At 49.3% G+C, this 25,918-nt stretch carries 23 protein-coding genes and 1 riboswitch; of the genes, 18 read left to right on the forward strand and 5 right to left on the reverse strand.

Features of this window, described 5'->3' with window-relative positions:
* Positions 1 to 4 precede the first annotated feature (4 nt).
* The 13 genes from EZV61_RS01580 (at position 5) to yfaE (ending at position 13,256) form a co-directional block, all read left to right on the forward strand.
* A complete protein-coding gene (locus EZV61_RS01580) occupies positions 5 to 448 on the forward strand; it encodes a YeeE/YedE family protein (protein ID WP_131414100.1) in 444 nt (147 codons plus the stop codon).
* Positions 448 to 891 carry a YeeE/YedE family protein gene (locus EZV61_RS01585; protein WP_131414101.1) on the forward strand — a complete coding sequence of 148 codons (444 nt, stop codon included), beginning with the start codon at positions 448 to 450 and terminating at the stop codon, positions 889 to 891. Before EZV61_RS01580 ends, EZV61_RS01585 begins: the two co-directional genes overlap by 1 nt.
* A 297-nt stretch (positions 892 to 1,188) precedes the next feature.
* Positions 1,189 to 2,805, forward strand: a complete 1,617-nt coding sequence (locus EZV61_RS01590) for a tetrathionate reductase family octaheme c-type cytochrome (RefSeq protein ID WP_131414102.1) — start codon at positions 1,189 to 1,191, stop codon at positions 2,803 to 2,805.
* Positions 2,806 to 2,819: 14 nt separating this feature from the next.
* Positions 2,820 to 3,410, forward strand: coding sequence for a cytochrome b/b6 domain-containing protein (locus tag EZV61_RS01595; protein WP_131414103.1), 591 nt, complete (start codon positions 2,820 to 2,822; stop codon positions 3,408 to 3,410).
* Positions 3,411 to 3,468: 58 nt separating this feature from the next.
* Positions 3,469 to 3,795: a hypothetical protein gene (locus tag EZV61_RS01600; protein WP_114336968.1), complete on the forward strand. Its 327-nt coding sequence runs from the start codon at positions 3,469 to 3,471 to the stop codon at positions 3,793 to 3,795.
* Positions 3,796 to 3,843: 48 nt separating this feature from the next.
* Positions 3,844 to 5,247, forward strand: coding sequence for a DUF3373 family protein (locus EZV61_RS01605; RefSeq protein WP_131414104.1), 1,404 nt, complete (start codon positions 3,844 to 3,846; stop codon positions 5,245 to 5,247).
* A gap of 153 nt (positions 5,248 to 5,400) precedes the next feature.
* Entirely contained in the window at positions 5,401 to 5,598 is a 198-nt protein-coding gene (locus tag EZV61_RS01610; RefSeq protein WP_114337373.1) for a (2Fe-2S)-binding protein, read from the forward strand.
* Between the two features lie 214 nt (positions 5,599 to 5,812).
* Positions 5,813 to 6,895: an AI-2E family transporter gene (locus EZV61_RS01615; protein ID WP_131414105.1), complete on the forward strand. Its 1,083-nt coding sequence runs from the start codon at positions 5,813 to 5,815 to the stop codon at positions 6,893 to 6,895.
* A gap of 61 nt (positions 6,896 to 6,956) precedes the next feature.
* A complete protein-coding gene (locus EZV61_RS01620) occupies positions 6,957 to 7,211 on the forward strand; it encodes a GrxA family glutaredoxin (protein ID WP_114336971.1) in 255 nt (84 codons plus the stop codon).
* 269 nt (positions 7,212 to 7,480) lie between these two features.
* Positions 7,481 to 8,365, forward strand: a complete 885-nt coding sequence (locus tag EZV61_RS01625) for a DUF2167 domain-containing protein (RefSeq protein WP_131414106.1) — start codon at positions 7,481 to 7,483, stop codon at positions 8,363 to 8,365.
* Between the two features lie 195 nt (positions 8,366 to 8,560).
* A riboswitch (cobalamin riboswitch) is annotated at positions 8,561 to 8,787 on the forward strand.
* A gap of 136 nt (positions 8,788 to 8,923) precedes the next feature.
* Entirely contained in the window at positions 8,924 to 11,254 is a 2,331-nt protein-coding gene (nrdA, locus tag EZV61_RS01630; RefSeq protein ID WP_131414107.1) for a class 1a ribonucleoside-diphosphate reductase subunit alpha, read from the forward strand.
* Between the two features lie 536 nt (positions 11,255 to 11,790).
* Complete coding sequence (gene nrdB, locus EZV61_RS01635) at positions 11,791 to 12,927, forward strand: class Ia ribonucleoside-diphosphate reductase subunit beta (protein ID WP_131414108.1); 1,137 nt, start codon at positions 11,791 to 11,793, stop codon at positions 12,925 to 12,927.
* Positions 12,924 to 13,256: a class I ribonucleotide reductase maintenance protein YfaE gene (yfaE, locus tag EZV61_RS01640; RefSeq protein ID WP_240695133.1), complete on the forward strand. Its 333-nt coding sequence runs from the start codon at positions 12,924 to 12,926 to the stop codon at positions 13,254 to 13,256. Before nrdB ends, yfaE begins: the two co-directional genes overlap by 4 nt.
* A gap of 94 nt (positions 13,257 to 13,350) precedes the next feature.
* Here yfaE and malG read toward each other — a convergent pair whose 3' ends face one another.
* The 4 genes from malG to EZV61_RS01660 form a co-directional block, all read right to left on the reverse strand.
* The gene (gene malG / locus EZV61_RS01645) at positions 13,351 to 14,238 is read right to left on the reverse strand and encodes a maltose ABC transporter permease MalG (RefSeq protein WP_131414109.1); all 888 of its coding nucleotides are present in this window, start codon (positions 14,236 to 14,238) and stop codon (positions 13,351 to 13,353) included.
* A gap of 2 nt (positions 14,239 to 14,240) precedes the next feature.
* Positions 14,241 to 15,902 carry a maltose ABC transporter permease MalF gene (gene malF / locus EZV61_RS01650; protein WP_131414110.1) on the reverse strand — a complete coding sequence of 554 codons (1,662 nt, stop codon included), beginning with the start codon at positions 15,900 to 15,902 and terminating at the stop codon, positions 14,241 to 14,243.
* Positions 15,903 to 16,255: 353 nt separating this feature from the next.
* On the reverse strand, positions 16,256 to 19,429 hold the full coding sequence (locus tag EZV61_RS01655) for an efflux RND transporter permease subunit (RefSeq protein ID WP_131414111.1): 3,174 nt from the start codon (positions 19,427 to 19,429) through the stop codon (positions 16,256 to 16,258).
* Positions 19,430 to 19,441: 12 nt separating this feature from the next.
* Entirely contained in the window at positions 19,442 to 20,596 is a 1,155-nt protein-coding gene (locus EZV61_RS01660; protein ID WP_131414112.1) for an efflux RND transporter periplasmic adaptor subunit, read from the reverse strand.
* A gap of 254 nt (positions 20,597 to 20,850) precedes the next feature.
* Here EZV61_RS01660 and EZV61_RS01665 point away from each other — a divergent pair, with 254 nt between their 5' ends.
* The 5 genes from EZV61_RS01665 (at position 20,851) to EZV61_RS01685 (ending at position 23,233) form a co-directional block, all read left to right on the forward strand.
* The gene (locus EZV61_RS01665; protein WP_114336981.1) at positions 20,851 to 21,081 is read left to right on the forward strand and encodes a DUF350 domain-containing protein; all 231 of its coding nucleotides are present in this window, start codon (positions 20,851 to 20,853) and stop codon (positions 21,079 to 21,081) included.
* Positions 21,082 to 21,102: 21 nt separating this feature from the next.
* Entirely contained in the window at positions 21,103 to 21,930 is an 828-nt protein-coding gene (locus EZV61_RS01670) for a transglutaminase domain-containing protein (protein WP_130566274.1), read from the forward strand.
* Between the two features lie 161 nt (positions 21,931 to 22,091).
* Positions 22,092 to 22,307 (forward strand): TIGR02450 family Trp-rich protein, encoded by a 216-nt coding sequence (locus EZV61_RS01675; RefSeq protein ID WP_158537949.1) that lies wholly within the window; start codon positions 22,092 to 22,094, stop codon positions 22,305 to 22,307.
* Positions 22,308 to 22,436: 129 nt separating this feature from the next.
* Complete coding sequence (locus EZV61_RS01680; RefSeq protein ID WP_131414113.1) at positions 22,437 to 22,859, forward strand: DUF3010 family protein; 423 nt, start codon at positions 22,437 to 22,439, stop codon at positions 22,857 to 22,859.
* 197 nt (positions 22,860 to 23,056) lie between these two features.
* Positions 23,057 to 23,233, forward strand: coding sequence for a DUF6435 family protein (locus tag EZV61_RS01685; RefSeq protein ID WP_114336985.1), 177 nt, complete (start codon positions 23,057 to 23,059; stop codon positions 23,231 to 23,233).
* Between the two features lie 103 nt (positions 23,234 to 23,336).
* On the opposite strand, the gene EZV61_RS01690 is transcribed toward EZV61_RS01685, so the two are convergent.
* Positions 23,337 to 25,823, reverse strand: coding sequence for a S9 family peptidase (locus tag EZV61_RS01690; RefSeq protein ID WP_131414114.1), 2,487 nt, complete (start codon positions 25,821 to 25,823; stop codon positions 23,337 to 23,339).
* Positions 25,824 to 25,918: the final 95 nt, after the last annotated feature.

Consider the following 25,918-nt stretch of genomic DNA (forward strand, 5'->3'; position numbering starts at 1 on the left):
CCTGATGATCGATATGGCAAACTTTACTCCGGTGAGTGCCCTCTTGGGTGGCATGCTAATTGGGACGGCAGCGCTTTGGTTGCTACTCGCCAATGGGCGAATAGCCGGTATCAGTGGCATCTTCAGTGGCTTGTTTTCACTGTCGATGGCTGACAAACGCTGGCGTCTGATGTTTTTGGCTGGCTTGTTACTTGGTCCGCAGCTGTGGCAATTGGCTGGCGGTGAATTGCCGATTTTTCCAAAGCATAGCGTCTTTTGGCTCATGGCTGCCGGTTTGCTGGTGGGTTTGGGCACGGGCGTGGGTTCTGGTTGCACATCGGGTCATGGCATCTGTGGGATTGGCCGCTTATCACCGCGTTCGCTGGTGGCCACGGTCACCTTCATGGTCAGCGCCATCGTCACGGTTGTGATTATCAACCAGTTCAATGTGATTGCTGGAGGCCTCTGATGAAGTCATGTTTATCGGCGCTGTTGGCGGGGTTGCTATTTGGTGTCGGTCTCGCATTTTCGCAGATGTTGGATCCAACGAAAGTGCTTGGTTTTCTCGATCTGTTTGGCTACTGGGATCCCTCACTGATGTTGGTGATGGGCGGTGCACTGTTAGTGTATCTGCCGGGGTATTTTCTGCTGGTTAAACCGAGAGTGGAGCGTTCTGCGGATGATTCGTCTGGCACCGCTAAGCCACTGTTCAGTGATAGCTTTAAGCTGCCCACGTTCAAACAGTTTGATCGTCGCCTTGTGTCTGGTGCTGCCCTGTTTGGTGTCGGTTGGGGTATGGTCGGGCTTTGTCCTGGCCCGGCATTAGCCTCCCTCAGTTTTGCCGGAACTCAGCTACTGCTGTTTGTCGTAGCGATGACAATCGGACTGTGGTTGGCGAAACGCTTCACTTAGACCTATTCGGGGATGAGTTCGCAGGCAGATGCCTGCTGACTCATCTGTTTTTCCCGAAATGACACCTCCCTAAATGTTATTAACGACAACCCCGTTCTTTGCCTATCGAATAAACGGCTGTTAACCAAGTCACATTCGAAATAAATTAATTAAGAAAATACGCAATTCACTATTTATATTGATCTCAACCCGCCTTTCCTTTGTAACCCCCATGTTAATTTTCCGATCGTTATCTGCTGAGTAGCGATCCTAGCCACCGCAGAAACAGCATATCGACATCGTGAGTGGTGAGGTGGGATGAAAATTAAAGGGTTGTTGCTGTTTGCCAGCGTATTGCTTTTGGTTTTAACCAATGTATTGGCCAATGAACAAGCTGATGGTACGCCAAAACCTCGTGCGGCAATGACTGCCGATCACAGCAAATTTGAACAACTGGATCAGGCGTTTGATTACGCTCCGGACGTCACCGAAGCCTGCTTGGAATGCCATACCGAAGCCGCTGAACAGGTACATGACTCATTTCATTGGCGCTGGGCTGCGAAAGTAGACGGCAAAATGGTAGGCAAAGGCGAGAACGGTTTTAACAATTATTGTGTCGCTGCCCGCGGTAATGAGAGCTGTACTCAGTGTCACGCTGGCTATGGTTGGCGTAATGATAAATTCGACTTTGAAGCGGAAGAGAATGTCGATTGCCTGGTGTGCCATGACACCACGGGCACCTATAAAAAATCCGCGGCCATGTCTGGCCACCCTTACTACGAAGATACCTTGATTGGTGGTCAGCTGATCCCCGCCGTGGATCTGCGCCGTGTGGCACAGAATGTCGGCCAACCACAGCGAGAAAATTGCCTCTCTTGCCATGCCAACGGGGGCGGAGGTAACGGTGTGAAACATGGCGACACCGACATGTCATTGGTTGACCCAGTGCATGAACTTGATGTGCACATGAGCAGTGACAAGCTCAATTTCAGTTGCCAAACCTGTCATAAAACCAGTGGCCATGAGATCGCCGGACGTTACAACGGCAAGGTGGCATTTGTTGATCACCAATTAGATATGGGACGCGCCGAGCGTGATGGCAAAAACCTCTCCTGCGAGTCCTGTCACGGCAACAAGCCCCACGATCAAAGGCAGCTCGACAACCACACCGCCAAGGTAGCGTGTGCCTCCTGCCATATTCCGGAGATGGCCCGAGGCCCTCACCTGACCAAATTGAGTTGGGATTGGTCCACCGCGGGTCAGCTGAAAGATGGCAAGCCATTCTCTGAAGATGCGCTTTTCGACGGTGTGGAAGCCCATCGCTATATGTCGAAGAAAGGCACCTTTACTTGGGGTAAAAATGTGGTGCCAGAGTATCGCTGGTACAAAGGTGAACTGCAGCAGAAAACTCTACAGGACGTCATCGATCCGATGGCTGCCCCTATTGATATTAACCCGCCGACCGGTGACTACCGTGATCAGGATGCCCGCATCTGGCCATTTAAGATCCATCGCGGCAAACAACCCTATGACACTGAATTTAATCGCATCCTGCCGATCAAGCTCTATGGCAAAAAAGGCTCCGGTGCATTTTGGACTGAATTTGATTGGCAAAGAGCGTTGCAGGTAGGGGCTGACAATAACCATGTTGAATTCAGTGGCAGTTACGGGTTTATCGAGACCAATGGCTACTGGCCTATCAAACATATGGTGGCGCCCGGTGAGCAAGCGGTGGACTGCATTGAATGTCACCAGCAACAGGGGCGCTTGGCGGGGTTGAACGATTTCTACCTGCTGGGACGAGATTCCCATTCGCTGGTCGACGCCTTCGGTGCCCTGGCTATTTTTGGCGGCCTTTTCGGTGTGGCTGGCCATAGTGGCTATCGCTATCTGTCGGCGCGGCGTCGTGCCGTTAATAATGCCAAAACTTCTTGAGTCAGGAAAACAACATGAGTGCTGTGGTTGTCATTTTTAAGCGATTTGAACGTTTCTGGCATTGGGCGCAGGCGGCGATGGTGTTGCTGCTGATCGTGACCGGATTTGAGCTGCACGGTTTTTTCCGCTTGTTTGGTTTTGCTGATGCCGTGTCATTGCATGATTGGGCTGGCTTCTCGTGGGCGGTGTTACTTGTGTTGGCATTCACCTGGATTTTCACTTCCGGGGAGTGGCGTCAGTATCTGCCGCGACTGGAGGGACTTGGCGCCACCGTGCGTTTCTATCTGCTTGGCGTATTCAAGGGTGAGTCACATCCCCATCACATGACACCGGCACAGAAGTTTAATCCGCTGCAGGGAGCTGGTTATCTGGGGATCGTGTTCGGGTTGTTGCCGTTACAAGTTGCCACCGGCTGCCTTTATTTCTTCTTCCCTGAATTACGCGCGGCCGGTTGGTTGCAGAGCATTGATTGGGTGGCATGGCTACACACCTTTAATGCCTATTCCTTGCTCAGTTTTCTGGTGATCCACCTGTACATGATCACCTTCGGTAAAAGGCTCTCCTCCCATCTGCGGGCGATGATCACCGGTAAGGAAGAGATTTAGCAGTGTTTGAGAACCGGAAATAGAACATACATTTGTGATTGGTTAAGAGGTTAAAGAGATGAAAAAAATAGTCTTAGTAATGATTGCCGTGATGCTGTCGTTCAGTGCCCACGCTGATGCTGATAAAGGTAAAAAGTATTACCTCAAGTATTTGCGTCCCTATTTTGAAATCAATGGTCAGGAGTTTGCGTCAGAACATCTGAAAGTCGAGTGGAAGCGCTTCTTTAAAAATGACGGTAAGAAGTTCATCAAGAAATTCTCCAAGCAGTACCCGCAAGCACAAGAGTTTTTGGAAAGTGACACCTTTCAAAAGATCGCCCCGGATGTCGCTGATTTTGCCATCAAGTATGCGGCTGACAGTGGTGAATTAGCTGACTGCAACTAGCCCTGGTTCGTCGTGACCGGACTATAAAAACAATAAGAGAGTTTTCCAATGAAGAGATTAACTGGTGTGGCTGCCGCCGTGCTGTTAGGGCTTTCTATGCCCGCGATGGCGGATCTGAACGATGATGTTGAAGCACTCAAGCAACAGGTGCGCGAGTTACAGAAAAAAACTGGCGGAAATCATCTTAACTTCAGTGTCGATTATCGTGTGTCGATGGACAACATTGAGTATGAGTTGGCGGATGGTTCGACCGCCTCAAACGATGACTTACTGGCTAATCGTTTGTGGTTGAATATGGGCTATCAGTATAACGAAAAGCTGCTGTTTCGTGGACAGTTGGCTTACAATAAAGCCTTTGGCGATACCGCCATGCATAACCAACGTAACGAATCAGGCTATGCGGATTTTGATTGGGTGGTGAGTGAAAACTTAGACGACAACACCATTAAGCTGAAACAAGCCTATTTCCTCTATTTGGGGGATGCCTTCTTCGGTAATGAGCAGCTGCCATGGACATTCAGTTTGGGTCGGCGTCCTTCGACCACTGGCTTTCTCGCTAATCACCGCGAAGGGTTCGACAAAGCCAACTCACCGCTGGGTCACTCAATCAACGTCGAGTTTGATGGCCTGAGCTTGAATCTGCGGTTGGAAGAGCTGACTGGACTCACAGGTAATGCTCTGAAATTTTGTGCGGGACGGGGATTGAGCAATGCTACTTCCCGTTTCAGTCCAGCGGGAACCGATTACGCCAAAGATCCAGACAAAACCGACGACATTGATATGGTGGGCATTATCTTTACCCCCTATAACGACGGTCAATACGATGTGAAACTGCAGGCATATCATGCCAACAACATGATTGGTCTCGATATGAATGACATCATGATGACAGGTGAGCAGACCTTCTATGATTTCGGTGATCTGAATAACGTTACCTTGTCAGCCGAGATGAACGGGGTGGGGGAGTTTATTAATGATTTCCTCGACGGCACCCGTCTGTTTGCCTCTGTTTCTATGTCGCAGACCGATCCCAACAGTGATATGGCGATGTTGGGATCAACAGAAGATGAGCGTGGCTATTCCTATTGGTTAGGGGTCAATGTACCGGGCTTCTTCGACGATGACTCGTTTGGTTTTGAGTTCAATCACGGTTCCAAATACTGGCGCTCGTTCACCTATGGTGAAGACACCATGATAGGCTCCAAGATCGCCGCACGTGGCGATGCCTACGAGGCCTACTACAATCTACCGCTGGTGGATAAGGCGCTGACACTGCAACTGCGTTATACCTACATCGATTACGACTATACCGGCAGTAACGGTTTCTTTGGCAATGCCACCGGCACGCCAATGCGTATTGACGATGCTTGGCAGATGGCCCAGATGATGGGGATGCCGCCACCGGTAAAAAATGCGCAAGATATTCGCGCAGTGATCCGTTATCAGTTCTAGTTGAACGGCTGCAAGCAAAAAAGGCAGGGAGCTCTTCCCTGCCTTTTTTGCTTGCAGGACTTATAACCAATGACTGATCTAAATCAACAAAATGGCATTGATAACGATTCGCATTTAGATTACATTTGCCTTCATCGAAGTTTGGAGGCGTTTATGTTTGTTTGCATCTGTCATGGCATTACTGATACTCAGCTGAAAGAAGCCGTGGCAAACGGTGCTCAACGTTTGGCTGATGTGAAACGTTCGATGGGCGTTGCCAGTCAATGTGGCAACTGTGCTTGTAAAGCCAAGCAGGTGATCCAAGTGGCTTTGGCTGAAATCGATGACTCCTTGTTTGTCAGTGCGGCTTAATATCGTTTTATCACTCCACGCTCCTGCGCTCCGCTGAACGCTTTATCTTTTCCTCCGCCATACTGAAAGCCCTCTTTTGTTCTCCGTGCAGTTGCACCTCGAGCTTGCTCAAGGGGTGAGACTTTCGCCCCATCTTGTTGGCTAACTCATTGTGACGACTTGGGTCGCTCGCTATAGTGGTTTTACTTATCTGATTCCTCACAGGGATGTTGCTGTGACAAACCCATTTGAAGGCCGCTCTAATCGTTTGGTACTGTTGATATTTTTAGCGGTTGCCTTGTATGCGAGTTACGCGCTGATCCAACCCTATATACAGCCCATTATTTTGGCTTTATTGATCGGCATGCTAACCGTTCCGGCCCATGATTGGCTGGTCGTAAAGCTCAATGGCCGTAAGAACAGTGCAGCCATTGTCAGTTGTCTGTTGCTCTCTTTAGTGCTGCTTATTCCGTCGATTTTGGTGATGATAGCGATCCTTAAACAGGGCGTCAGTTATTCCAGTACCGTGCGAGAGTGGGCTGACGGTGGCAATGTCCATCAGCTATTGGGTCATCCTTGGGTGATCAAGATAAAGCAACTACTTGGCCAACTGCTACCTGAAGACGCCCTGCATCCCGAAACCATCAAGGCTAAAGTATTAGATGTTGGCAGTGGTATGGGTAAACAGTTTGTCGGCATCTCTACCGCCATGCTGGGCAGTATCACCACGTTTTTTCTGAACTTTACCCTGATGCTGTTCGTACTGTTTTTTGTACTGCGGGATCATGAAAAGTTGATCCGATTTTTTCGCCACGCCTTACCTTTGTCGCGTAGTCAGGAAGATGCGTTGTTGGCCGATATTAAAAAGGTCAGTAAGTCAGCTTTGTTGGGCTCATTACTCACTGCCATCACTCAAGGCTTTGTTGGTGGCATTGGTCTATGGATGGCAGGTTTTCCAGCGCTGTTCTGGGGGACGATGATGGCATTTGCGTCGTTGATCCCCTTTGTCGGTACCGCCTTAATTTGGGTACCCGCCGCGATTTACCTGTTTGTCACCGGGGAGACTGGCTGGGGCATCTTTATGGTGGTGTGGGGCGTTGTCGTTGTTGGTTCTATTGATAACTTCCTGCGGCCTTTGTTTATGCAAGGGGCATCGATGAGTACCGTGGTGGTATTCTTTTCGTTGCTTGGTGGTTTACAGGTATTTGGTTTGATTGGGCTATTATATGGGCCACTGATCTTTTCTATTACCCTGGTGCTGTTTCATCTATACGAAAAAGAGTTCTCTAATTTTCTCGATGATCAGGACGGCCGTTAATATTTTGCCGACAGGGTGCTGCGGTCATTGGATATATATTGGTTAATTGCGAGGAACGATTATGTTTGTGGTGATTTTTGGACGTTCAGGCTGTCCTTTCTGTGTGCGGGCAAAAGAGTTAGCGGAGAAGTTAACTGAGGATCGTGACGATTTTAAGTTCCGTTACATCGATATTCATGAAGAGGGGATCAGTAAGGCCGATCTAGAAAAAACGGTCGGTAAGCCGGTAGAAACAGTGCCGCAGATCTTTATCGATCAGGAACATGTCGGTGGCTTTACCGAGTTTGATGCCTATGCCAAAGAGCATTTGCAGTAGGCTTTCCCGCCATATCTATCTTGCAGAGGGAGGTTTCTCCCTCTATTTATCGCACTTGCCAGTTCTCTTGCTAGAAAAGCAGGCTAAAAACACCCACTTCTTATCTTTAATCAGATTAATTAGCATGTTCTTGCGGTAAATTTGACCTGTTTTGCGCTGCATAAACGACTGCTGGTGGTTAATTGTCATCGCTTTTTGTTTAGTCAGAACATCCACTTAAGGGTTTAGACACCCTATTTCTGTCTCGCTGTTTTAAAAAGGAATTGAAAATGAGATTGATACCCGCCCTCTGTTTTATTGCATCTGTTTTACCCTGCACTTTGCTTGCTCAAGATGAGATGTTGAGTGCTGAAGATCAGGCTTATCTGGCATGGTCTTCGGAGTTCTTATCATCGCTGGATCCGCAAACCGGCGAGATCCTGTTGCCGGGCAGCATGGCTCGACTTCATGTGTCGGATGATTTCTATTATCTCGATCCGCAAGATGCCGAGCGTGTGCTCAGCGAGGCTTGGGGAAACCCGCCAGGCACTGGCGCTTTGGGGATGTTGTTGCCTGCTGGGCAGACTCCGCTGGACGAGGATTCCTGGGCGGTTGTCATCTCATTTGAAGAAGATGGTTACGTTTCTGATGAAGATGCCTACAACATTGATTATGACGAACTGTTAGAAGAGATGCAGGCGGATACCCGGTCAGAGAGCGGAGAGCGCGAAGCAGCAGGTTATGGCTCAATTGATTTAGTTGGTTGGGCAGCTCGACCTTACTACGACAAAAGTCGTCATCAGCTCTATTGGGCGAAAGAGCTGGAGTTTGACCACGATCCCAATCATACCCTGAACTACAGCATCCGCAGCTTAGGTCGCAAAGGCGTGCTGGAGATGAATTTTGTTGCTGGTATGAACCAACTTGATCAGATCAATGGCAGTTTAGATAGCGTACTGGCGATGGTGAACTTCGTTGATGGTCATCGTTACGAAGATTTTGACCCCTCCTATGATGAGGTAGCAGCTTATGGCTTAGGTGCGCTTGTTGCCGGCAAACTGGCGGCGAAAACGGGTGCTATTGCCGGTTTTTTGCTGCTGTTGAAAAAGTTTTGGTGGCTGGCTTTAGTTGCCATTGGTGGCATATTCCGCGCTATCACGGGTAAGAAAAACTAGTTTTTGAAGGTTACCCTGTAAACCTTGCGTCGCCGACGGGGATATTGGGGTCAACACCTAGCCTGAGTTGATGCTCTCCGAATGGAGAGCATTGAGCAAATCTAATTTTTGCATTTGTAATGCTCACTTTTTATTTAACTTTTGTATATCAAATCACCTTTTAAACACTATATATTGACGTTAATCAATTCTTGAACCACTATATGTGCCGAACGGTTCCCAAGGGCTTCTTCAATAGAATGCCCACGGATTAATAGGGAATGCGGTGAATTAGTGGTGTTTTTTCCGCTAATAATTCCGCAGCTGCCCCCGCAACTGTAAGTGCAGAGCCACGCTCAATAGCCACTGGAATGAGATTCCGGGAAGGCGAGTCAAGGCGAAGACGCACAAGCCAGGAGACCTGCCGTCGCGGTGTGTTTTTCGCACCAACTAACTGATTCGTCAAACATCGGGCGGGGTGATCCGGTGTGTGGCTCGACCATGCCCGGCTGTTCGCCTGAACGCTAGCATGGCTGGCGTCATACCTTCCCCTGCCTTGTCGCTACGGAGTTCGACAAGGTGAATAACAAAAATATCTCAATTGCCAAACGTGATGGCCGCCATGAACCGCTGGATCTGGATAAGATCCATAAGGTACTCACCTGGGCGGCAGAAGGGCTTGATACTGTCTCTGTATCTCAAGTCGAGCTTAGAGCACATCTGCAATTTCACGACGGAATTACCACGTCAGACATTCATGAAACATTGATTAAGTCTGCGGCGGATCTGATCTCGGAAGAGACCCCTGATTATCAGTATCTGGCTGCCCGGCTGAACATCTTTCATCTGCGTAAAAAAGCCTATGGTCAATACACGCCGCCTTCGCTATACCAGCACGTGGGTCGGCTGGTGGATCTGCAACGTTACGATGCCCAGCTACTAACGGATTACAGCATGGAAGAGTTCGCCCTGATGGATGGTTTTATCGACCACCAACGGGACTTGGACTTTGCTTACGCTGCCGTGAAGCAGCTGGAAGGTAAATACCTGGTTCAGGACAGGGTGAAAGGAAAGTTCTACGAAAGCCCGCAGTTTCTCTACCTGCTGATCGGTGCGTGTTTGTTTGCTAACTACGACAGATCCATTCGCTTGGATTATGTCCGTCGCTTTTATGATGCGGTCTCTACGTTCAAAATCTCTTTGCCAACACCGATTATGGCGGGCGTGCGTACGCCAACCCGCCAGTTCAGTTCTTGCGTGTTGATTGAATGCGGTGATTCGCTTGATTCCATTAACGCAACCACCTCTGCGATTGTGCGCTATGTCAGTCAGCGTGCGGGTATTGGTATTAATGCTGGACGTATTCGCGCGCTTGGTTCATCGATCCGAGGTGGGGAGGCTAATCATACCGGTTGTATTCCATTCTTTAAGCACTTCCAAACGGCGGTGAAATGCTGCTCTCAGGGCGGTGTTCGTGGCGGTGCTGCGACGCTGTTTTACCCGCTTTGGCATTTAGAAGCAGAAGAGTTGCTGGTACTTAAAAACAACCGCGGTGTGGAAGAGAATCGGGTTCGGCATCTGGATTATGGGGTGCAGCTTAATCGGCTGATGTACCAACGTCTGCTACAAAATGCAGACATCTCACTGTTCAGTCCGTCAGATGTGCCGGGATTATACGAAGCGTTTTTTGCTGATCAGGATGAGTTCGAAAAGCTCTATCAGCAATACGAACAAGACACCAACGTTCGCAAGAAAACCATTAAAGCCGTTGAGCTGTTTTCGCGCTTATTACAAGAGCGAGCGTCAACGGGCCGTATCTACATTCAGAATGTTGACCACTGTAATACCCATAGTCCGTTTGACCCGGCTAAAGCGCCGATACGTCAATCTAACCTTTGTCTTGAGATCGCGCTACCTACAACGCCATTGCAGGATATTAATGACAAAGAGGGTGAGATCGCGCTTTGTACGTTGGCGGCATTTAATCTCGGTGCGCTTAAGTCGTTAGATGAATTGGCCCCACTTGCTGATCTATTAGTGCGCGCATTAGACAGCTTATTGACCTATCAGAACTATCCCGTGCCTGCGGCGCAGCAAGGCTCGCTGAAGCGGCGTACTCTGGGGGTAGGCGTGATCAACTATGCCTACTATTTGGCCAAAAACGGCGTGAAGTATTCTGATGGTTCAGCACTGGGTTTGACCCACCGTACCTTTGAAGCGATCCAGTATCATCTGCTGCAAGCCTCTAACCAATTAGCGTGTGAACAGGGCGCTTGTGATGCCTTTGCTGATACCACCTATGCCCGGGGCGAATTGCCGATAGATCACTACAAAAAAGATGTGGATGGTTACTGCGATGAACCGCTGCATTGTGATTGGGAAGGGCTACGCGCTGACATTCTGCGTGATGGGCTACGCAACTCCACCCTCACTGCATTGATGCCCTCTGAAACCTCTTCTCAGATCAGTAATGCCACTAACGGTATTGAACCACCACGAGGCTTTGTCAGTGTTAAAGCATCGAAAGACGGGATCTTGAAACAGGTGGTTCCGGAGTTAGAAACACTCCGTGATAGCTACGAACTGCTATGGAATATCCCGAGTAACACGGGCTATTTGCAGTTGGTCGGAGTGATGCAAAAGTTCGTCGACCAAGCTATTTCTGCCAACACCAACTATGACCCCGCGCGATTTGGCGAAGGCAAAGTGCCGATGCAATTGCTGATGCAAGACCTACTTAGTGCTTATAAGTGCGGCCTGAAAACGCTTTATTACCACAACACTCGCGACGGTGCGACGGACAAGCATTTATCCAACGAGTCGCCAGTAATGGGAGAGGCGCGCCCAGCTGAAACGACCGTTGTAGAAAACGATGACGACGGCTGTGAAGGCGGCGCTTGTAAGATTTAGCCTGAGCGGATTTTTTAAAGGATAAAAAGCCCCCTCATCCCGCCCTTCTCCCCAAGGGAGAAGGAGACAAGAAAAGCGGACGGCAACGAGCTTGCACTTTTGCCCCCTCTCCAAGGGGTGAGGGGTTTTTAAGAAACTAGACCTCCACTTCGCCCTTCTCCCCAAGGGAGAAGGAGACAGAAAAAGTTGGCAGTAGTGCGCTGGTGCCGTTGCTTCCTCTCAAAGGGAGAGGGCAGGGGTGAGGGGTATTTAAGAAAATAGACCTCCACTTCGCCTTTCTCCCCAAGGGAGAAGGAGACAAGAAAAGCGGACGGCAACGAGTTTGCACTTTTTGCCCCCTCTCCGAGGGGAGAGGGCTGGGGTGAGGGGTATTTAAGAAAATAAACCTCCACTTCGCCTTTCTTCCCAAGGGAGAAGGAGACAGAAAAAGCGGACGGCAACGAGCTTGCACTTTTGCTCCCTCTCCAAGGGGAGAGGGCTGGGGTGAGGGGTATTTAAATGAATCGCAAACAGAACAATAAAAGCGGAACAAACTAATGGCTTATAAAAGCTTTAATCAAAACAAATTTGAGACGTTCAAGCAGGATATGTTCTTTGGTGAGAACGTGAATGTCTCCCGTTATGACCGGCAAAAATACCCGGTATTTGAGCAGCTCATTGAAAAGCAGCTTTCATTTTTCTGGCGTCCGGAAGAGGTAGATCTTTCTACTGATCGTAAAGATTTTGCCGAGTTACCCGCCCATGAACAGCATATTTTTCTTAGTAATCTGAAGTACCAAACTTTGCTTGATAGTGTGCAGGGGCGTTCACCTAATATGGCTCTGTTGCCACTGGTGTCACTGCCAGAAATCGAAACCTGGATCGAAACCTGGGCATTCAGCGAAACGATTCATTCACGTTCGTATACCCATATTATCCGCAATATCTTGGCAGAGCCGGGAGATGTGTTTGATGACATCATCAACAATGAACAGATCATTGCTCGCGCAGAAGCGGTTTCTCATTATTACGATGATTTGATCTTACATGCGCAGCTGTATGCTACCGGCGGCGAAGGTGAATATCGGATCAGTGGTAGTGATACCCCCGTACAGGTTAGCTTGCCAGCCCTGAAACGCAAACTGTATTTGACCTTAGTGTCGGTGAACGTGCTGGAAGCGATCCGCTTTTATGTCAGCTTTGCCTGCAGTTTTGCTTTTGCTGAACGCGCCACCATGGAAGGCAACGCCAAAATTATCAAGCTGATCGCCCGTGATGAAGCACTGCACCTGACAGGCACTCAACATATGTTGAATATTCTGGCCAGTGGACAGGATGATCCAGAGATGGCCGAGATTGCTGCAGAGCTTAAACCGGAAGTGATCCAAATATTTAAGGACGCCGCACAGCAGGAAAAAGAGTGGGCGGAATACTTGTTTAAAGATGGGTCGATGATCGGCTTGAACACCGACATTCTCAGTCAGTATGTTGACTACATTACCAATCAAAGACTGCAGGCGATTGGTTTAGAGCCTTGCTTTGTGCAACGGCCTAATCCGCTACCGTGGATGGATAGCTGGTTAGTGAGTGATAACGTACAGGTCGCGCCACAAGAAGCTGAAATTAGTTCTTACCTAGTCGGTGCCATCGACAGTGACGTGGATACCAATGCGTTAGCGGGTTTTGAGCTATGAGCGAACTCACTGGTAATAAGCTTGTAGATAAAGGGCTGGTATCCTGCATGCCCAGTAACGCCCAGCGTGATAACGCTGTTCAGCTTGAAAGCCCTGACACCTCCGTTACCCAAGCTGCTGAGGGTTATACCCTGTTAGAGCAGCTGGAAGCGGAGGGCGTCGAGGTACCGTACCAATGTCGCGAAGGTTACTGTGGACGTTGCCGTACTAAAAAAGTCTCGGGTGAAGTGGCGTATACCTCGGCGCCACTGGCCTGGGTCAATCCAGGTGAAGTGTTGCCCTGCTGCTGCGTGGCGGTGTCAGAAGTGGTATTGGCGTTAGATACCTGATTTATCTTGGTATTTTCTCTCCCTTTTAGGGGGGAGAAAGGGGAGCGTTGAATTAACCGCTCCCCAATTTCTCGCACATCTTTGATGTAAGTACTTAACCCTTAACACTCCCCGAGGTTAGCCCACCGATCAGCCATTTTTGGCCAATTAAAAAGACCAGCGTGATAGGCAGTGCGGCAAAGATAGCTGTCGCAGCAAAATCTCCCCACAGGGGGGCATAGGTTTGATTGAGGAAGCTCTGCATCCCTAGTGCTAGGGTAAATTTGTCAGGATCAGAAAGCATCATATTGGCAAAAGCATATTCACCAAACGCTGCGATAAAGCTGAGAATAAAAGTGACCACCAGAATAGGCAAGCACAGCGGTAATACGATATAGCGCAAGGTTTGCCAGCGGCTAGCGCCATCCATAGTGGCCGCTTCTTCCAGCGCCGGATCCAGTGATTGGATGTAACCCTTGATTAGCCAAATTTCGCCGAGTACGGCGCTCAGGTACAGCAACATCAAGCCACCATGGGTATCAAAGCCGAGAGCTGGAATAAAGTAGCCTATCTTTTCTAGCATGATACGGATTGCCACCATGCCTGTTAGCGCTGGAAATAGCCCGATAATTAGCAGTGATGTCAGTAACCACTTACTGCCTATAAATTTCATTCGAGCAAAGGCATACGCCGCCATGGATGAAAATACAATACTGATGGCAGAGGTGATAAAAGCGATCTTAATTGAGTTCCACGTCCAAAGCAGTACGGGAAAATTCTTATACCATTTTTGTTCTTCCTCCGAACCGATGCCGAAGACCAGCCGCCAATGTTCCAGGCTGGGATTGTCCGGGATCAGCGAGCCATTCAGCAGGTTCCCTGTTCTAAAGGAGATGGAAATCATCGCCAGTAGCGGGTACATCATGCCGGCAATAAAGAGCGCCAGGAACAGATAGGTAAGCCAGACGCGGTAACGTGTATTTTTTGCTTCAACTATCGCCATGATTAATGCTCCTGTAGCTCTGAACGGGGGGACTTTTCGCGGGTGAGCCAGAATTGCCACAGACTGATGCTGGCAATGACAAGAAATAGGAACCCTGAGAGTGCGCTGGCGAGACCATAGGCCTGATAACCCAGCACCGAACCATTGGCGAGATCATAGATATAGTTGATCAGTAACTGGGTTTCACCGATGAGCACCGTGGCATCATCCATTCGCGGGCCACCTCTGGTGAGCAAAGCGATGACAAGAAAGTTATTGAAATTAAAAGTGAAAGACATGATCAGCAGTGGCGTTAAGGGTTTAATGATCATTGGCAGGGTGATAAAGCGGAATTTATACCAGGTGCCGGCGCCATCCATATTGGCGGCTTCATAAAGATCGCTCGGGATAGATTTCAGCATCCCCATTGCCAGCAGCATAAAGTAGGGGAATCCCAACCAGAGGTTCACTAGCAGTACCTGTAGTTTGGCTAACCAAGGATTGAAATACCACTCAAAGCGCATGCCGAACAGGAACTCTAGCAATGCATTTACATCGCCAAATTCACTATTGAACATGGCGCGAAAAATCATGATGGAGATAAATGCAGGCACGGCGAACGGAATTAACAACAAGGTGCGAAAGATACGTTGGCCTTTAACGCGATGCCAATTTAGCAGTGAGGCCAAAAGCATACCTAGGCTGAACTGCATCAATACGGTCAATAGGGCAAAACTGACGGTCCACAATGCCACTTTGGCAAGGTTTTTTCTGTCCTCATCCATGGCAAAGATTGTGTGATAATTTTTCCAACCGACATGGGTAACAAAGCCAGGGCTCAAGGTCTTTTCTGTCATTTCACCCGCGTCATTCAGGTAGGTATAGAAGCCATTATTGAAGTCTGCTTGCAGATAGCGCTTGTCCTGATTGTCATACAAAAATTCGTTGGGACGTTCAGCCATGGGTAAGTTGTCGGGCTGCTTGATTTCATAGCGTCGTAGCAGCGGCAGAAACTCGCGGAAACCATACATCATCAGATCGGGTTCATTGTCACGGGTGAGAGTTAACATTTTTAGCTGGGCTTTGAGCTTGATGACGTCACGCATAGCCAAAGGCTCGCCTGATGGCGCGGCGGATATAACGGCCAGCGGAATGGCTCGTTTAGGCCCTGCTTCTGTGGCTTTATCAAGGGGCTGATTAAGGGTTAGAAGTGGCGTTTGCAACCAAAGTCCGCTGCCATCATTGAGTGTGATTTGGTACTGGTTATCAGCTTGATAGAGCTGGAATTTGAATCGTTGCTTCTTCTCTGCGTAGGTTTGTTCTAAGTGGTAATTCACAACCCTTTCGTAAGTCAGTAGGTTTTTGCTGCTGTAGTTAGTAAAACCGATGGCCACGGAATAAACGATGGGGAATAGCATCATCAGAAAGATGAGCAGCAGTGCAGGGTATAGAAAGCGCCACGCCACCAGGCGTTTATTCAGGGTTACATAGCTGGCTGATAGGCCAATAATGAGACAAACGATTGCAACGGCGTATTCACCTAACGCATACAGCCGTACTAAGCCCATGCTGAATAGCGCAAATAAGATAACGAATAGAATGATAAAGGTGACACGAGTAAGCAGACTGGAAAGAGGCTTTTTAGGGGAGCGATAGCGACCGAGGGTCGATGCCATTGATGTCATAAATATCCTTATTTCTTTTATTTGTCAGCAGTTTAATTTGCTGATCTTTATTAGTTTTCAGTAGGGTCAAGCTAAAGGACTAATAAGTGAAATTGCCTCCATTGGGTAAAAAGTGTGATCTAACATACGGTTAACATTTAGCCCTGTCTATAGCTAATTTAGCAGTAAAAATGTGAGACTGATCGAGATCATAGGGAGGCCGTGAATCTAGGTAGTCGGTTTAGCTGTTATTACTAATCGAGGCATACAAGTCGTTGGGTTCTTGCGTGTTGTTTATCTATTTTTTCACTGCAAAAAAAGCCCTGCACAGCTAAGTGCAGGGCCTTTGAATGACTATCTTTGGTGAGCTGTTTCTACTTTTGCTCTAACAGTTCCTCGACTGGCTCTAACATCTCCTCGATTTGCGCACCGCGTCGTTTCCAGCCTAGCTTCCTAAATATGCCGCGGAATATAGCCGCCAAATCATCCAGCATCAGGTACATGCAAGGTACCAGTATCAGGGTGATGATGGTGGCGAACATCACGGCGAAGCCCAGCGCTACCGCCATCGGAATAACGAAACGGGCTTGCAGGCTGGTTTCGAACATAATCGGTAATACACCGGCAAAAGTGGTGATAGAGGTCAGTGTGATGGCGCGGAAGCGCGCACACCCAGCTTCAATAACCGCTTCTCTGATTTTTGCGCCAGCTCGACGACGTTGATTGACGTAATCTGTCATCACCAGGCTGTCGTTGATCACGACACCTGCGGCAGCGATCAGGCCGAAGGTTGACATCATGCTCAGATCAATACCAAACCAAAAATGCCCCCAGATCGCCCCTGTTAAACTGAACGGGATCACCGACATAATGATCAGTGGCTGGGCATAGCTTTTCAGTGGCACAGCAAGTAGCACATACACCAGTAACATACCAGCGATAAAAAACAGGATCTGTTCACTTTGTTGCGCCTGCTGCTCTTCTACCGAGCCACCGAGTTCGGTTTTGATACTAGGGAAGGCGGCTTGCAGTTCCGGCATCAGGTTGTCGTCGATGGTGGCTACCACCTCGTTGGGTTCAACCACCTCTTCATCGATGTTGCCCCAGATATAAACACTGCGGAAACCCCCTTCTCGACGGATGTAGCTGATACCAGGTTTTTCCGTCAGTTCGACGACGTCACCTAGCATCACCTCTTCACCCGACGGCGTGGTGATCACTGCGTATTTCAGCTCGGCAAACTTTTCGCGGGTCAGTTTCGGATAGCGCACCATCACTTTGACCTCTTCACCGTGACGCAGTACGCGCTGAGCTTCACCACCATAGAATCCGGCACCCACCTGACTGGCGATAGAGACTAGATCTAATCCTAAGTCGTAAGCGACCGGGCGCATACTGAGCTGCACCTCTTTACTTGCCGGATCGATGGTGGAGCTGATATCAAATAAGCCTTCTTGCAACTGCAACATGGCGATAAATTCACGGCCAGCTGCATTGAGTGTGGCGATATCGGAACCGTAGAGTAGGTAACCAAATTCGCCATCATCATTGCCGCCGTTAACGTCATCCTGCACGACGAAGGATTTCATTCCGGGTATCGACGGGATCGCATCGCGCCACTGTCGGGCCAGCTCAAAGGTGTCATAAGGGCGCAGCTCCTCATCCACCAGAGGTACCACTATTCGTGCTTCTGAACGGCTTTCATTAAAGGCCAAAATATCGCGGATCATGCCTTGGCCGTAATCGGCTTCGGTTTGCGCTTCGATTGCCAGAATCGCAGATTCTATGGTGCGCAGGGCGTCAATTGTCTGTTGATCTGAGACGTTCTCATTCATCTCAATGGAGATGCTGGGAAAATCGTGAGGTACTTTCGGACTGGGCACAAAGCGCACGTGATTGGCTTGCACTAAGCCAAAGCTGATGACTAGCAGGGCGATAAAGCCGCAAAACACCGCCCAGCGCCACTCGGTACATTGCACTACAAAGCGGCGATAGGGGCCATTTACAAAACCAAAAAAGCGACGATTAAAGCGCGCACGCCAACTGTTCTCATCCACTGGCGCAAAATGGGTGTGGGCAATGTGTGCCGGTAGGATCAGCTTGGACTCGATTAAGCTAAATATCAGGCACAAGATCACCACGACGGCGATGTTGTAAAAGAATGCCCCTTCTGGACCACTCGCCATCACGAACGGCGCAAACACCGCGATGGTTGTCAGTACGCCAAAGGTGGCCGGAGTTGCTACCTTGCGTGCTCCGCGCACGACGTTCTCGACGCCGCCGCCATGTTTTTCTACTTCGGAGTAGGCGCTTTCTCCTATCACAATGGCATCGTCGACGACGATCCCTAACACCATGATAAAGGCGAACAGCGAAAGAATATTAATGCTGACGCCAAACACTGGCATCAGCATCATCGCGCCGAGAAAGCAGAGCGGTAAACCAACCATGACCCAGAACGCCAAACGAAAGCGCAGGAAGATGGTTAACATCAGCGCGACCAGCAGCGAACCTTGCAACAGGTTCTTCAACATCATATCGAGGCGGGCATTCAAGTAGTAAGTCATGTCGACGAGTATCTTGATCTCCATACCTGGTGGCAGGGTTTTGTTGCGCGCTTCAATAAAGCTTTTGACTGACTCGGCGACCGGCACCATGTTCTGATCTTTGGTGGCGTTGACCGACATAAATATCGCGTTTTCACCTGAGTACTTGAAGTAGCGCTCTCCTTCGGTGAACTGATCTTTAATGGTGGCGATATCCTTGAGTAACACTTTGGCACCGTTGGCGCCGATCTTAATTGGGATATTGCGGAACTCTTCACCACTGTAAAACTGGTTTTCGATACGTACCGATACAATGCCTGAATCTGTACGCAGTTGACCTGCGGAGAAGTTTGCCGAGTAACGGCTAATGGCATCACTGACCTGACGCAGGGTCAGATCGTATTTACGCAGTACTTCTGGTTGGATCTCGATGGCGATCTCATCTTCCGGTGCACTGAAATCAACCAGCGACACGTTACTTAGCTGCAGCAGTTCATTTTTAATTTCTCGGGCCACCGGTTTCAACTCGGTGAGCGGGTAATCCCCTACCAGTGACATTTCTATAATATCTTGGCGGAATTCGATCTGCGAAATGGTGACGGGCTCCATCTCGGCAGGAAAGGTGGCAATACTGTCGACCCGCAGTTTTACCTTATCCAGCACATCGGTGAGCTCTTCGTCCGGATAGATCTCCAGCGTGACGGTGCCTTCATTCCGATGAGCCCGAGAGATGCTGCGTTTGATCTCGGTGACATCTTTCAGCGACTCTTCAATCTTGATCAGGATGTTCTCTTCGATCTCCTGCGGTGACGCACCCAAATAATCCGCAGTGACACGGATGTAGTTAATCTCGATGTTGGGAAACATCTGCCGTTGAATCGTGAAATAGCTGATTACCCCCATGATGAGGATAAAAAACATCATCAGGTTGGCGGCGACAGAATTGTTGGCAAAATAGGCGATTAAGCCGGTTTGGTTGGGCTCTTGTTGTGTTGCAGACATCGCTTCGCCCCTTTATTCCGCCTTGGCAACCGCAGCTACTGCGGTCTCGCTGAGTTTCACTTCCATCCCTTTTTGGGGATATTCGGGTAGTGTCAGTACCAGTTTGTCGCCATCGTTGAGTCCGGCACTGATAAGGAAGGTTTCGCCTTCCTCTCTGAGTACATCGACCTGCACCGGCTGCAACTTATTCTCTGCGTCGAGCAGCCAAGCGGTACGGTTACTGATCAGATCTTGTGATACCTGATAAACCCCTGATAGCACGATGCCATCGAAGCCTACTTCAACATAGCTGCCAAACTTCAGCTTTGGAGCGTCACTGTTGAGGCTGTATGGATCATCGATACGGGCGACAAGGTGGCCCATGCGGGTCGCGTTATCAACAATGCCGAGGTCACGGTCAATGGTGGCTTGGCGTACAACGGGTAAACGTCCTTTGGTCATCACGGTGGCGGTGCGGCCTGTAAGTTCCGTAGGAAGAAAGGCACTGTCAAAGCCGGGAATAGGAAATACCACTTCGGCGGTTTCAATGCTGCTCAGTTCGCCGACCTTGTCGCCGACATTGACGAATTGACCGGCACCCAGATCTCGTTCGATCACCAAGGCATCATAAGGCGCTCGAACTTCGCAGTTCTCCAGATCGCGGCGGGCTAGCTTTAGCGCAGCTTCGGCGGATTGTACATCGGCTTTGGCACTCATCACTTGCGGTTTACGCAGGTAAAGGTCGGAGACCTTACGGTCTTTCATCCGGCTCGCTTCGGTTTGTGCCACTTGAGACTTGGCTTGCTCTTCGATCAGTGCGGCGCGGGCACGGCTCAAATTAGCCTCGGCTTGCAGCACGGCTACCTCGTAGTTATCTTTCTCAATACTGAATAGGATGTCGTTGCGTTTTACCAAGCCGCCAGCAGTGAAATTTGGATTCCAATTGACTACTTCGCCAGAAACCTGTGCAGCAAGCATGGTGCTTTCTAACGGCTTCACTTCACCGTAACTGGCTATTGTTACTTGGAAGTCGATAGCTTCTAGGCTTTGAATACTGACCGTGGGGCGGGTGTCTACGGCGGCCGTTTCTTCCGATTTCTGCGCTGTTGCACCGATCGCCATCATACCTGCTGCACCTGCACCAAGTACTGCCAGCGGAACTATCCATTTCAACCATTTCTTGTTCATAAGCCAGTATCGTCCAAATTAAGTCCCTTACATAATAACGCGACAAAACCGATAACAAGTTAACAAATTGTAAATGGTTGTTATTTTGTACTATCAGCGTGTTTTCTATTTCGCACTGAATGAAGTGTGAGCTTAACGCTTGGCGTATGGCGGTCGGTAAGGTTTAATGAACGGCTTCGAAATAACCCAATGATAATTACAATGGATATTCAATGCGTTAGCTGGGAAGTCCAGGTGTAAACGAAGGAGTGGTAATGGGTGGTGAATTTCTGGCTGCGACATTTTTTAATCTGGCGATTAATCTGATCTACACCTTGGTCTCTTTGCTGGTGGGGGTGATGGCGCTGCGTTTTATCGACAGTAAGTTGCTCAAAAACATCGATATTGAGCAGGAGTTGAAGGAGGGTAATGTCGCGGTAGCTATTTTTGCTTCGACTATTCTGCTGTTTGTTGCTTTGATCATCTCATTTGGATTGAAATCGTAGGCTAATGACACAGTTCGTTCGATGAAAGATTATTGGCCATTGCTAGCGCTGCTGTTGATCTGTTGCGGCATTGTCTGGTGGCAGCCAAACGGCGCTACTAGTCTGGATAGCCATTTCGTCCGTCAGTTGGGACAACAGATGGAGCTGGCTGTCAGCACTATCCCACCAGATCTGCTCGATAGCCGTCGTCAGCGCGGAGAGGTGCAGGTGTTAAGCAATGGTCGGCGGATCTACGAGGATGATATCAGCGCACAAATGCGGCAAGCGGGAAATAGCGCAGAGGCCACTTATCTCTGGCGTTTTGAAGCTGACGGCTACAGCACCGCCACGGCGCAGGGATTAGATAATCGGCATCATTTTGTGAACAGCTATCTGGTGGGGTATGCGCCGTTTGTGACGGATAAGTTATGGGTGCCGTTGTATACCGTGGCCAGTCGTAAAACTTATCAGTTAGATAGCCAACAGTATCGTAAACAAGATCTATGGCAGAATTCGGCACAGGCCTATCTATATACTCGTGGTGATTGCGAAGATCATGCGTTGCTGTTGGCCGATTGGTTGATTGAAAGTGGTATCGATGCCCGCGTCGTGATGGGTAAATACCGCAATGAGGGACATGCTTGGGTGGTTGCTTTTAACGAGGGTGAGGCCTTTTTATTGGAAGCGACCGACAAACGTAAGCATGCAGCATGGCGCCACTACCCGAAAGCGATTCTAGCCAACCATTACGCACCTGATCTGATGTTTAATCGCCATACCTTGTGGATCAACCAAGGGGCGACCACCACCCGGGATTATGATGGCACCCACTGGCAGAAGCGTTCGCTGTTTAAGCGGCATTCTGGCTGAGCGGCTGACTCACTGCGCTGATTTTTGTTTCCCCTTCCGATTCCCGCCAAACGAGTTTGGTTAAATTGATCCAGATGATCTCACTGTACGTTTAATTAGCAGGTATGACAGCCATCGAGTTATGTCAGCTTGAGCTAATATATGTAGGGGAGGATCTTTTGATGAACAGCTTTGACCCTGAAAAGTTACGTATGACCAAATGGACCGCGGTTGGCTCCGGACGGCGCCGAAATCATTACGTGGTGACAGATGTGGTGATGGATGAAGCGGGAGCCATTGAATTTTGCACCATGGAAGAGGTTGGCTCTCACCATGAGGTCAGCGTTGACTGGCAGGAGCTTTACGATAATCGCCGGTGGCAAAACGGCTGGAAGTAAGCGCGACCTGAAATATCTTTGCGACTATCGCTAAAATTCTGCGTAACGCCTCAAATTCACATACACTATGCGGCATTAAAGGCGTGTATTTACACTCCTTTGCTCGTCGAAGTTGAATTGAGGTGTCAGATGAAAGTATGCGGTGTTGAGTTGAAGGGCAGCGAAGCCATTTTGTGTTTGATGTCTTTGGAGCAAGGGTTATTTGAGATCCCTGATTGCCGCACTACCCGTTTAGCTATCTCCAAATCCACCACCACCGAAGAGGTGCGAAAGTTTCAGTTTGCTTTTGCCAAGCTGATGGAAGACTACAAAGTTAGCCAAGTGGTGATTAAGGAGCGTATCACTAAAGGTAAGTTCGCCGGTGGCGCCGTTAGTTTTAAATTGGAAGCGACTATCCAGTTAATTGAAAGCCTCGGCGTTGATCTGATCTCAGCAACCGAGATTAAAGAAACCATTAAGCGTCATCCGATGCCTGTCGATTTTAAAGCGACCGGATTGAAGCAGTTCCAAGAGCATGCCTTTGCTGCGGCTTACGCTTACCTGGTCCGCTAGTTAGCCGCTTTTGTCTCGCGTTGGAGTGGATTCTTGGTTATGAATTCGCTCCCGCGCTGTGACTTACTCTCCCCCCTGAACATATCTGCAGCGTAACAAAAACGTCATCCTTCTGTATTAGGCTCATGTTTTGACCGCAATGAACCAGAACGGGTTTGCTTGCGTATATCAAGTCTTGACCAAGCGAGGAGCCCGTTATGCTTAATTTTTTACGACCAGACCCCGTTAAACGAATGAAAAAGCGCTACAACAGCATGTTGGAGTCAGCAATGTTGGCACAGCGTCGCGGCGACATCATGAGCTATTCGATGATCAGTGCTGAGGCCGAGACACTGTGGGGCGAAATAGAGGCGTTGCAACAGTCGCGAAAATAGGTGCGATAGAGCGCCTGTTCGCCTTGGTCAGTCTCAATCACTGATGTATGGCATACGACGAAAAAGCCACCGAAGACGGTGGCTTTTGCTAATGCGATAATGACTACTTAGTGGCTAAGCATTCGCCAAACAGGTGATAGATCCGGCGATACTCATTCAGCCAGCTGGAAGGTTGACGGAAACCGTGTGGCTCTACCGGGTAGATGGCGGTTTCAAAATCCTCTTTCTCAAGCTCAATGAGTCGTTGCACTAACCTAACCACATCCTGAAAGAATACGTTGTCATCCACCATGGGTGCGTTAATCAATAAGGGTTTAGTCAGGCCTTCGGCGTAGTATATTGGGCTGCTGCGCTCGTATGCTAATGGATCAATCTGCGGCGTATTCAGGATGTTTGAGGTATAGCCGTAGTTGTAGTGAGCCCAGTCGCTGACGGGACGCAACGCTGAACCACACTGGAACAGATCCGGTTGAGTGAACAGCGCCATAAAGGTCATAAAGCCGCCGTAGCTGCCGCCATAAGTACCTACACGTTGCTTGTCGACATTGGCATGGGTTGTCATCCACGCCACCCCATCGGCCAGATCTTCAGTTTCTGGACGCCCCATATCGCGATAGATCGCCGTACGCCAGTCGCGGCCATAACCGGCAGAAGCGCGATAATCCATATCCATCACCACGTAGCCCTGTTGCGCTAACATGCTGTGAAACATGAACTCTCGGAAGTAGCCGGAGAAGCCGAGATCACTGTTTTGCAGGTAACCAGCGCCATGATTAAAGATCACCGCAGGGTACTTGTTCGCTTTACTGGCATCGTAGCCCTTGGGGTAATACACCTTGGCATAAATCGGCTGCTCAGTATGGTTGGAAGGCACGGCCACCACATCGGGGATGGTCCATGGGTAGTCACTGAATGCTTTGCTGACCGTATGGGTGAGTCGTCTCGCTTTGGCACCCGCTTTTGCGGCTTGCAGATAAAGCTCATTAGGTTGCGACAACTTTGAATGAGTCAGTAATAACTGTGACTCGTCCGGGCTTAGCAAGTAGTGAGTATTGCCTGCCAAATTGGTCAGCGCCTCCACCTTGCCATTAGTCAGAGCGACGCGGTATATCTCGTAAATTCCTGGATGCTTAACGTTGGCTTGAAAGTAGATGTAGCCATCGTCTTTAGTGAGGGTGATTTCATCAACCTCAAATTCACCTTTGGTTAGTGCTTTTGCCCGCTTACCTGGGGTAACAAGATAGAGTTGTGAATAGCCACTCTGTTCCGACAAAAAGTAAAGATCGTCGCGGGTGTTGAGCCAGCCAAAGCTATTGAACTTATAATTAATCCAGGCTTCATCGCGGAGGTGATGGACACTGTCTAAGCGCTTGTTTTGCCAATCCAGACGGGTTAACCAACGGTCTTTGTTATCCCATGTGGTGAGCATCAGTGCCACTTCAGAACCTGAGTTATTCCACTGAATGGCAGACTGCGACCAGTACCAGTCGTCGATCAATGACAAGTTGCGTCCCTTATCTTCCTCTGGTGGCTGATAATCATCGCCATAGCGTTGCTGGTTTTCTTTGCGTACGGCAGCGAGTACGTCATCTCCCAATCCAGGTAGCAGGCTGGTATCCAGTTTTTCGATTTCGTTGTTGCTGAGGTCAAGCAATACAAACTGGTTTTGGGGAGCCACTTCGTCATGTACGCGGGCGCGCACCTTGACGCTCTCAATGCGACCATCGTCTGTGATGTAGTTAGGCATGATATTGCCTTCCATCGGTGACTGTACGGCTTGCAGCACCAGAATGATTTTGTCACCGTTAGGAGAGAGGCTGCTGGCAACGATACGTTGATCTTTACCCAGATAAACGGGTGACACGCTGCTGGTTGGATCGGCTGCCTGTTGAGCTTTTTGGTGAGCTTCTTTTTCCGCGGCGCGCTGCTGCTTCAAAGCCACATAAGCGATCAGCTTGTGCTGTTCACGCGCAATATGATCGGCTGGCTCAGGCACCGCTTCGGGTTGTTCCTCTAAACGCAGATCCGTTAATTGACGAATATGGCCAGTGTGAATATCTACAAAAAAGTAGTTACTACCACGTTGGAATGCTAACAAGCCACTGTTTAACCACTGTGGTGCTGCATCTTGTTCACTGCTCTGGGTTAGCACGGTTATCTTGCCATCGCTCAGAGTTTCCAGCAGCAGATTACCTTGCCAGATATAGGCGCGGTGGCTGTTATCTGCATTGGTTACCCCGGTGCTATGACCCACCTTGTATTGTTCGCCTAGCGGAATAATCTGGCCATTGCCAGTCTCGGTCAGCGAGTGCTGCAACAATTGGTACTGTTCGCTACCGGCGATCTTCTGTTGGTAATAGATCTGCTTGCTGTTGCTGTCCCAGTGTGGTGATACCGGGCTGTTTCCCATCCAGTCTGGATGCGCCATGATCTGCTCTAATGTCAATGGTGCGCCGGAGGACAGTGTTGGCGGTGCCGCTTGGGTCACCTTGCTCGGTGGAGCGAGCGTATTGCTGCTATCTGACTCGGGGGTGGTAGATGCACAGGCTGACAGCACTATGCTCAAACCGATAATCACGCCCTTATTCATCTTGGATCCTATCTTTTTTTTAGTTTTCTCTCTGGAGTGGCTAAGTCACAGCCTGACGGGAAGTATACCGCAGTTGATAAGGTGAATAATCGGCT

This window comes from Corallincola luteus (assembly GCF_004336975.1).
Classification (GTDB): Bacteria; Pseudomonadota; Gammaproteobacteria; order Enterobacterales; family Neiellaceae; genus Corallincola; species Corallincola holothuriorum.

Bases quoted from the DNA above. Each gene is read 5' to 3' on its own strand.
- EZV61_RS01585 (WP_131414101.1), top strand. From the start codon at position 448: ATGAAGTCATGTTTATCGGCGCTGTTGGCGGGGTTGCTATTTGGTGTC.
- EZV61_RS01580 (WP_131414100.1), top strand. From the start codon at position 5: ATGATCGATATGGCAAACTTTACTCCGGTGAGTGCCCTCTTGGGTGGC.
- nrdB (WP_131414108.1), top strand. From the start codon at position 11,791: ATGGCTTATAAAAGCTTTAATCAAAACAAATTTGAGACGTTCAAGCAG.
- EZV61_RS01670 (WP_130566274.1), top strand. From the start codon at position 21,103: ATGAAAGATTATTGGCCATTGCTAGCGCTGCTGTTGATCTGTTGCGGC.
- EZV61_RS01665 (WP_114336981.1), top strand. From the start codon at position 20,851: ATGGGTGGTGAATTTCTGGCTGCGACATTTTTTAATCTGGCGATTAAT.
- EZV61_RS01605 (WP_131414104.1), top strand. From the start codon at position 3,844: ATGAAGAGATTAACTGGTGTGGCTGCCGCCGTGCTGTTAGGGCTTTCT.
- malF (WP_131414110.1), bottom strand. From the start codon at position 15,902: ATGACATCAATGGCATCGACCCTCGGTCGCTATCGCTCCCCTAAAAAG.
- EZV61_RS01685 (WP_114336985.1), top strand. From the start codon at position 23,057: ATGCTTAATTTTTTACGACCAGACCCCGTTAAACGAATGAAAAAGCGC.
- EZV61_RS01690 (WP_131414114.1), bottom strand. From the start codon at position 25,823: ATGAATAAGGGCGTGATTATCGGTTTGAGCATAGTGCTGTCAGCCTGT.
- EZV61_RS01625 (WP_131414106.1), top strand. From the start codon at position 7,481: ATGAGATTGATACCCGCCCTCTGTTTTATTGCATCTGTTTTACCCTGC.
- EZV61_RS01600 (WP_114336968.1), top strand. From the start codon at position 3,469: ATGAAAAAAATAGTCTTAGTAATGATTGCCGTGATGCTGTCGTTCAGT.
- EZV61_RS01675 (WP_158537949.1), top strand. From the start codon at position 22,092: ATGAACAGCTTTGACCCTGAAAAGTTACGTATGACCAAATGGACCGCG.
- yfaE (WP_240695133.1), top strand. From the start codon at position 12,924: ATGAGCGAACTCACTGGTAATAAGCTTGTAGATAAAGGGCTGGTATCC.
- EZV61_RS01610 (WP_114337373.1), top strand. From the start codon at position 5,401: ATGTTTGTTTGCATCTGTCATGGCATTACTGATACTCAGCTGAAAGAA.
- EZV61_RS01595 (WP_131414103.1), top strand. From the start codon at position 2,820: ATGAGTGCTGTGGTTGTCATTTTTAAGCGATTTGAACGTTTCTGGCAT.
- EZV61_RS01680 (WP_131414113.1), top strand. From the start codon at position 22,437: ATGAAAGTATGCGGTGTTGAGTTGAAGGGCAGCGAAGCCATTTTGTGT.
- EZV61_RS01620 (WP_114336971.1), top strand. From the start codon at position 6,957: ATGTTTGTGGTGATTTTTGGACGTTCAGGCTGTCCTTTCTGTGTGCGG.
- malG (WP_131414109.1), bottom strand. From the start codon at position 14,238: ATGGCGATAGTTGAAGCAAAAAATACACGTTACCGCGTCTGGCTTACC.
- EZV61_RS01660 (WP_131414112.1), bottom strand. From the start codon at position 20,596: ATGAACAAGAAATGGTTGAAATGGATAGTTCCGCTGGCAGTACTTGGT.
- EZV61_RS01655 (WP_131414111.1), bottom strand. From the start codon at position 19,429: ATGTCTGCAACACAACAAGAGCCCAACCAAACCGGCTTAATCGCCTAT.
- EZV61_RS01590 (WP_131414102.1), top strand. From the start codon at position 1,189: ATGAAAATTAAAGGGTTGTTGCTGTTTGCCAGCGTATTGCTTTTGGTT.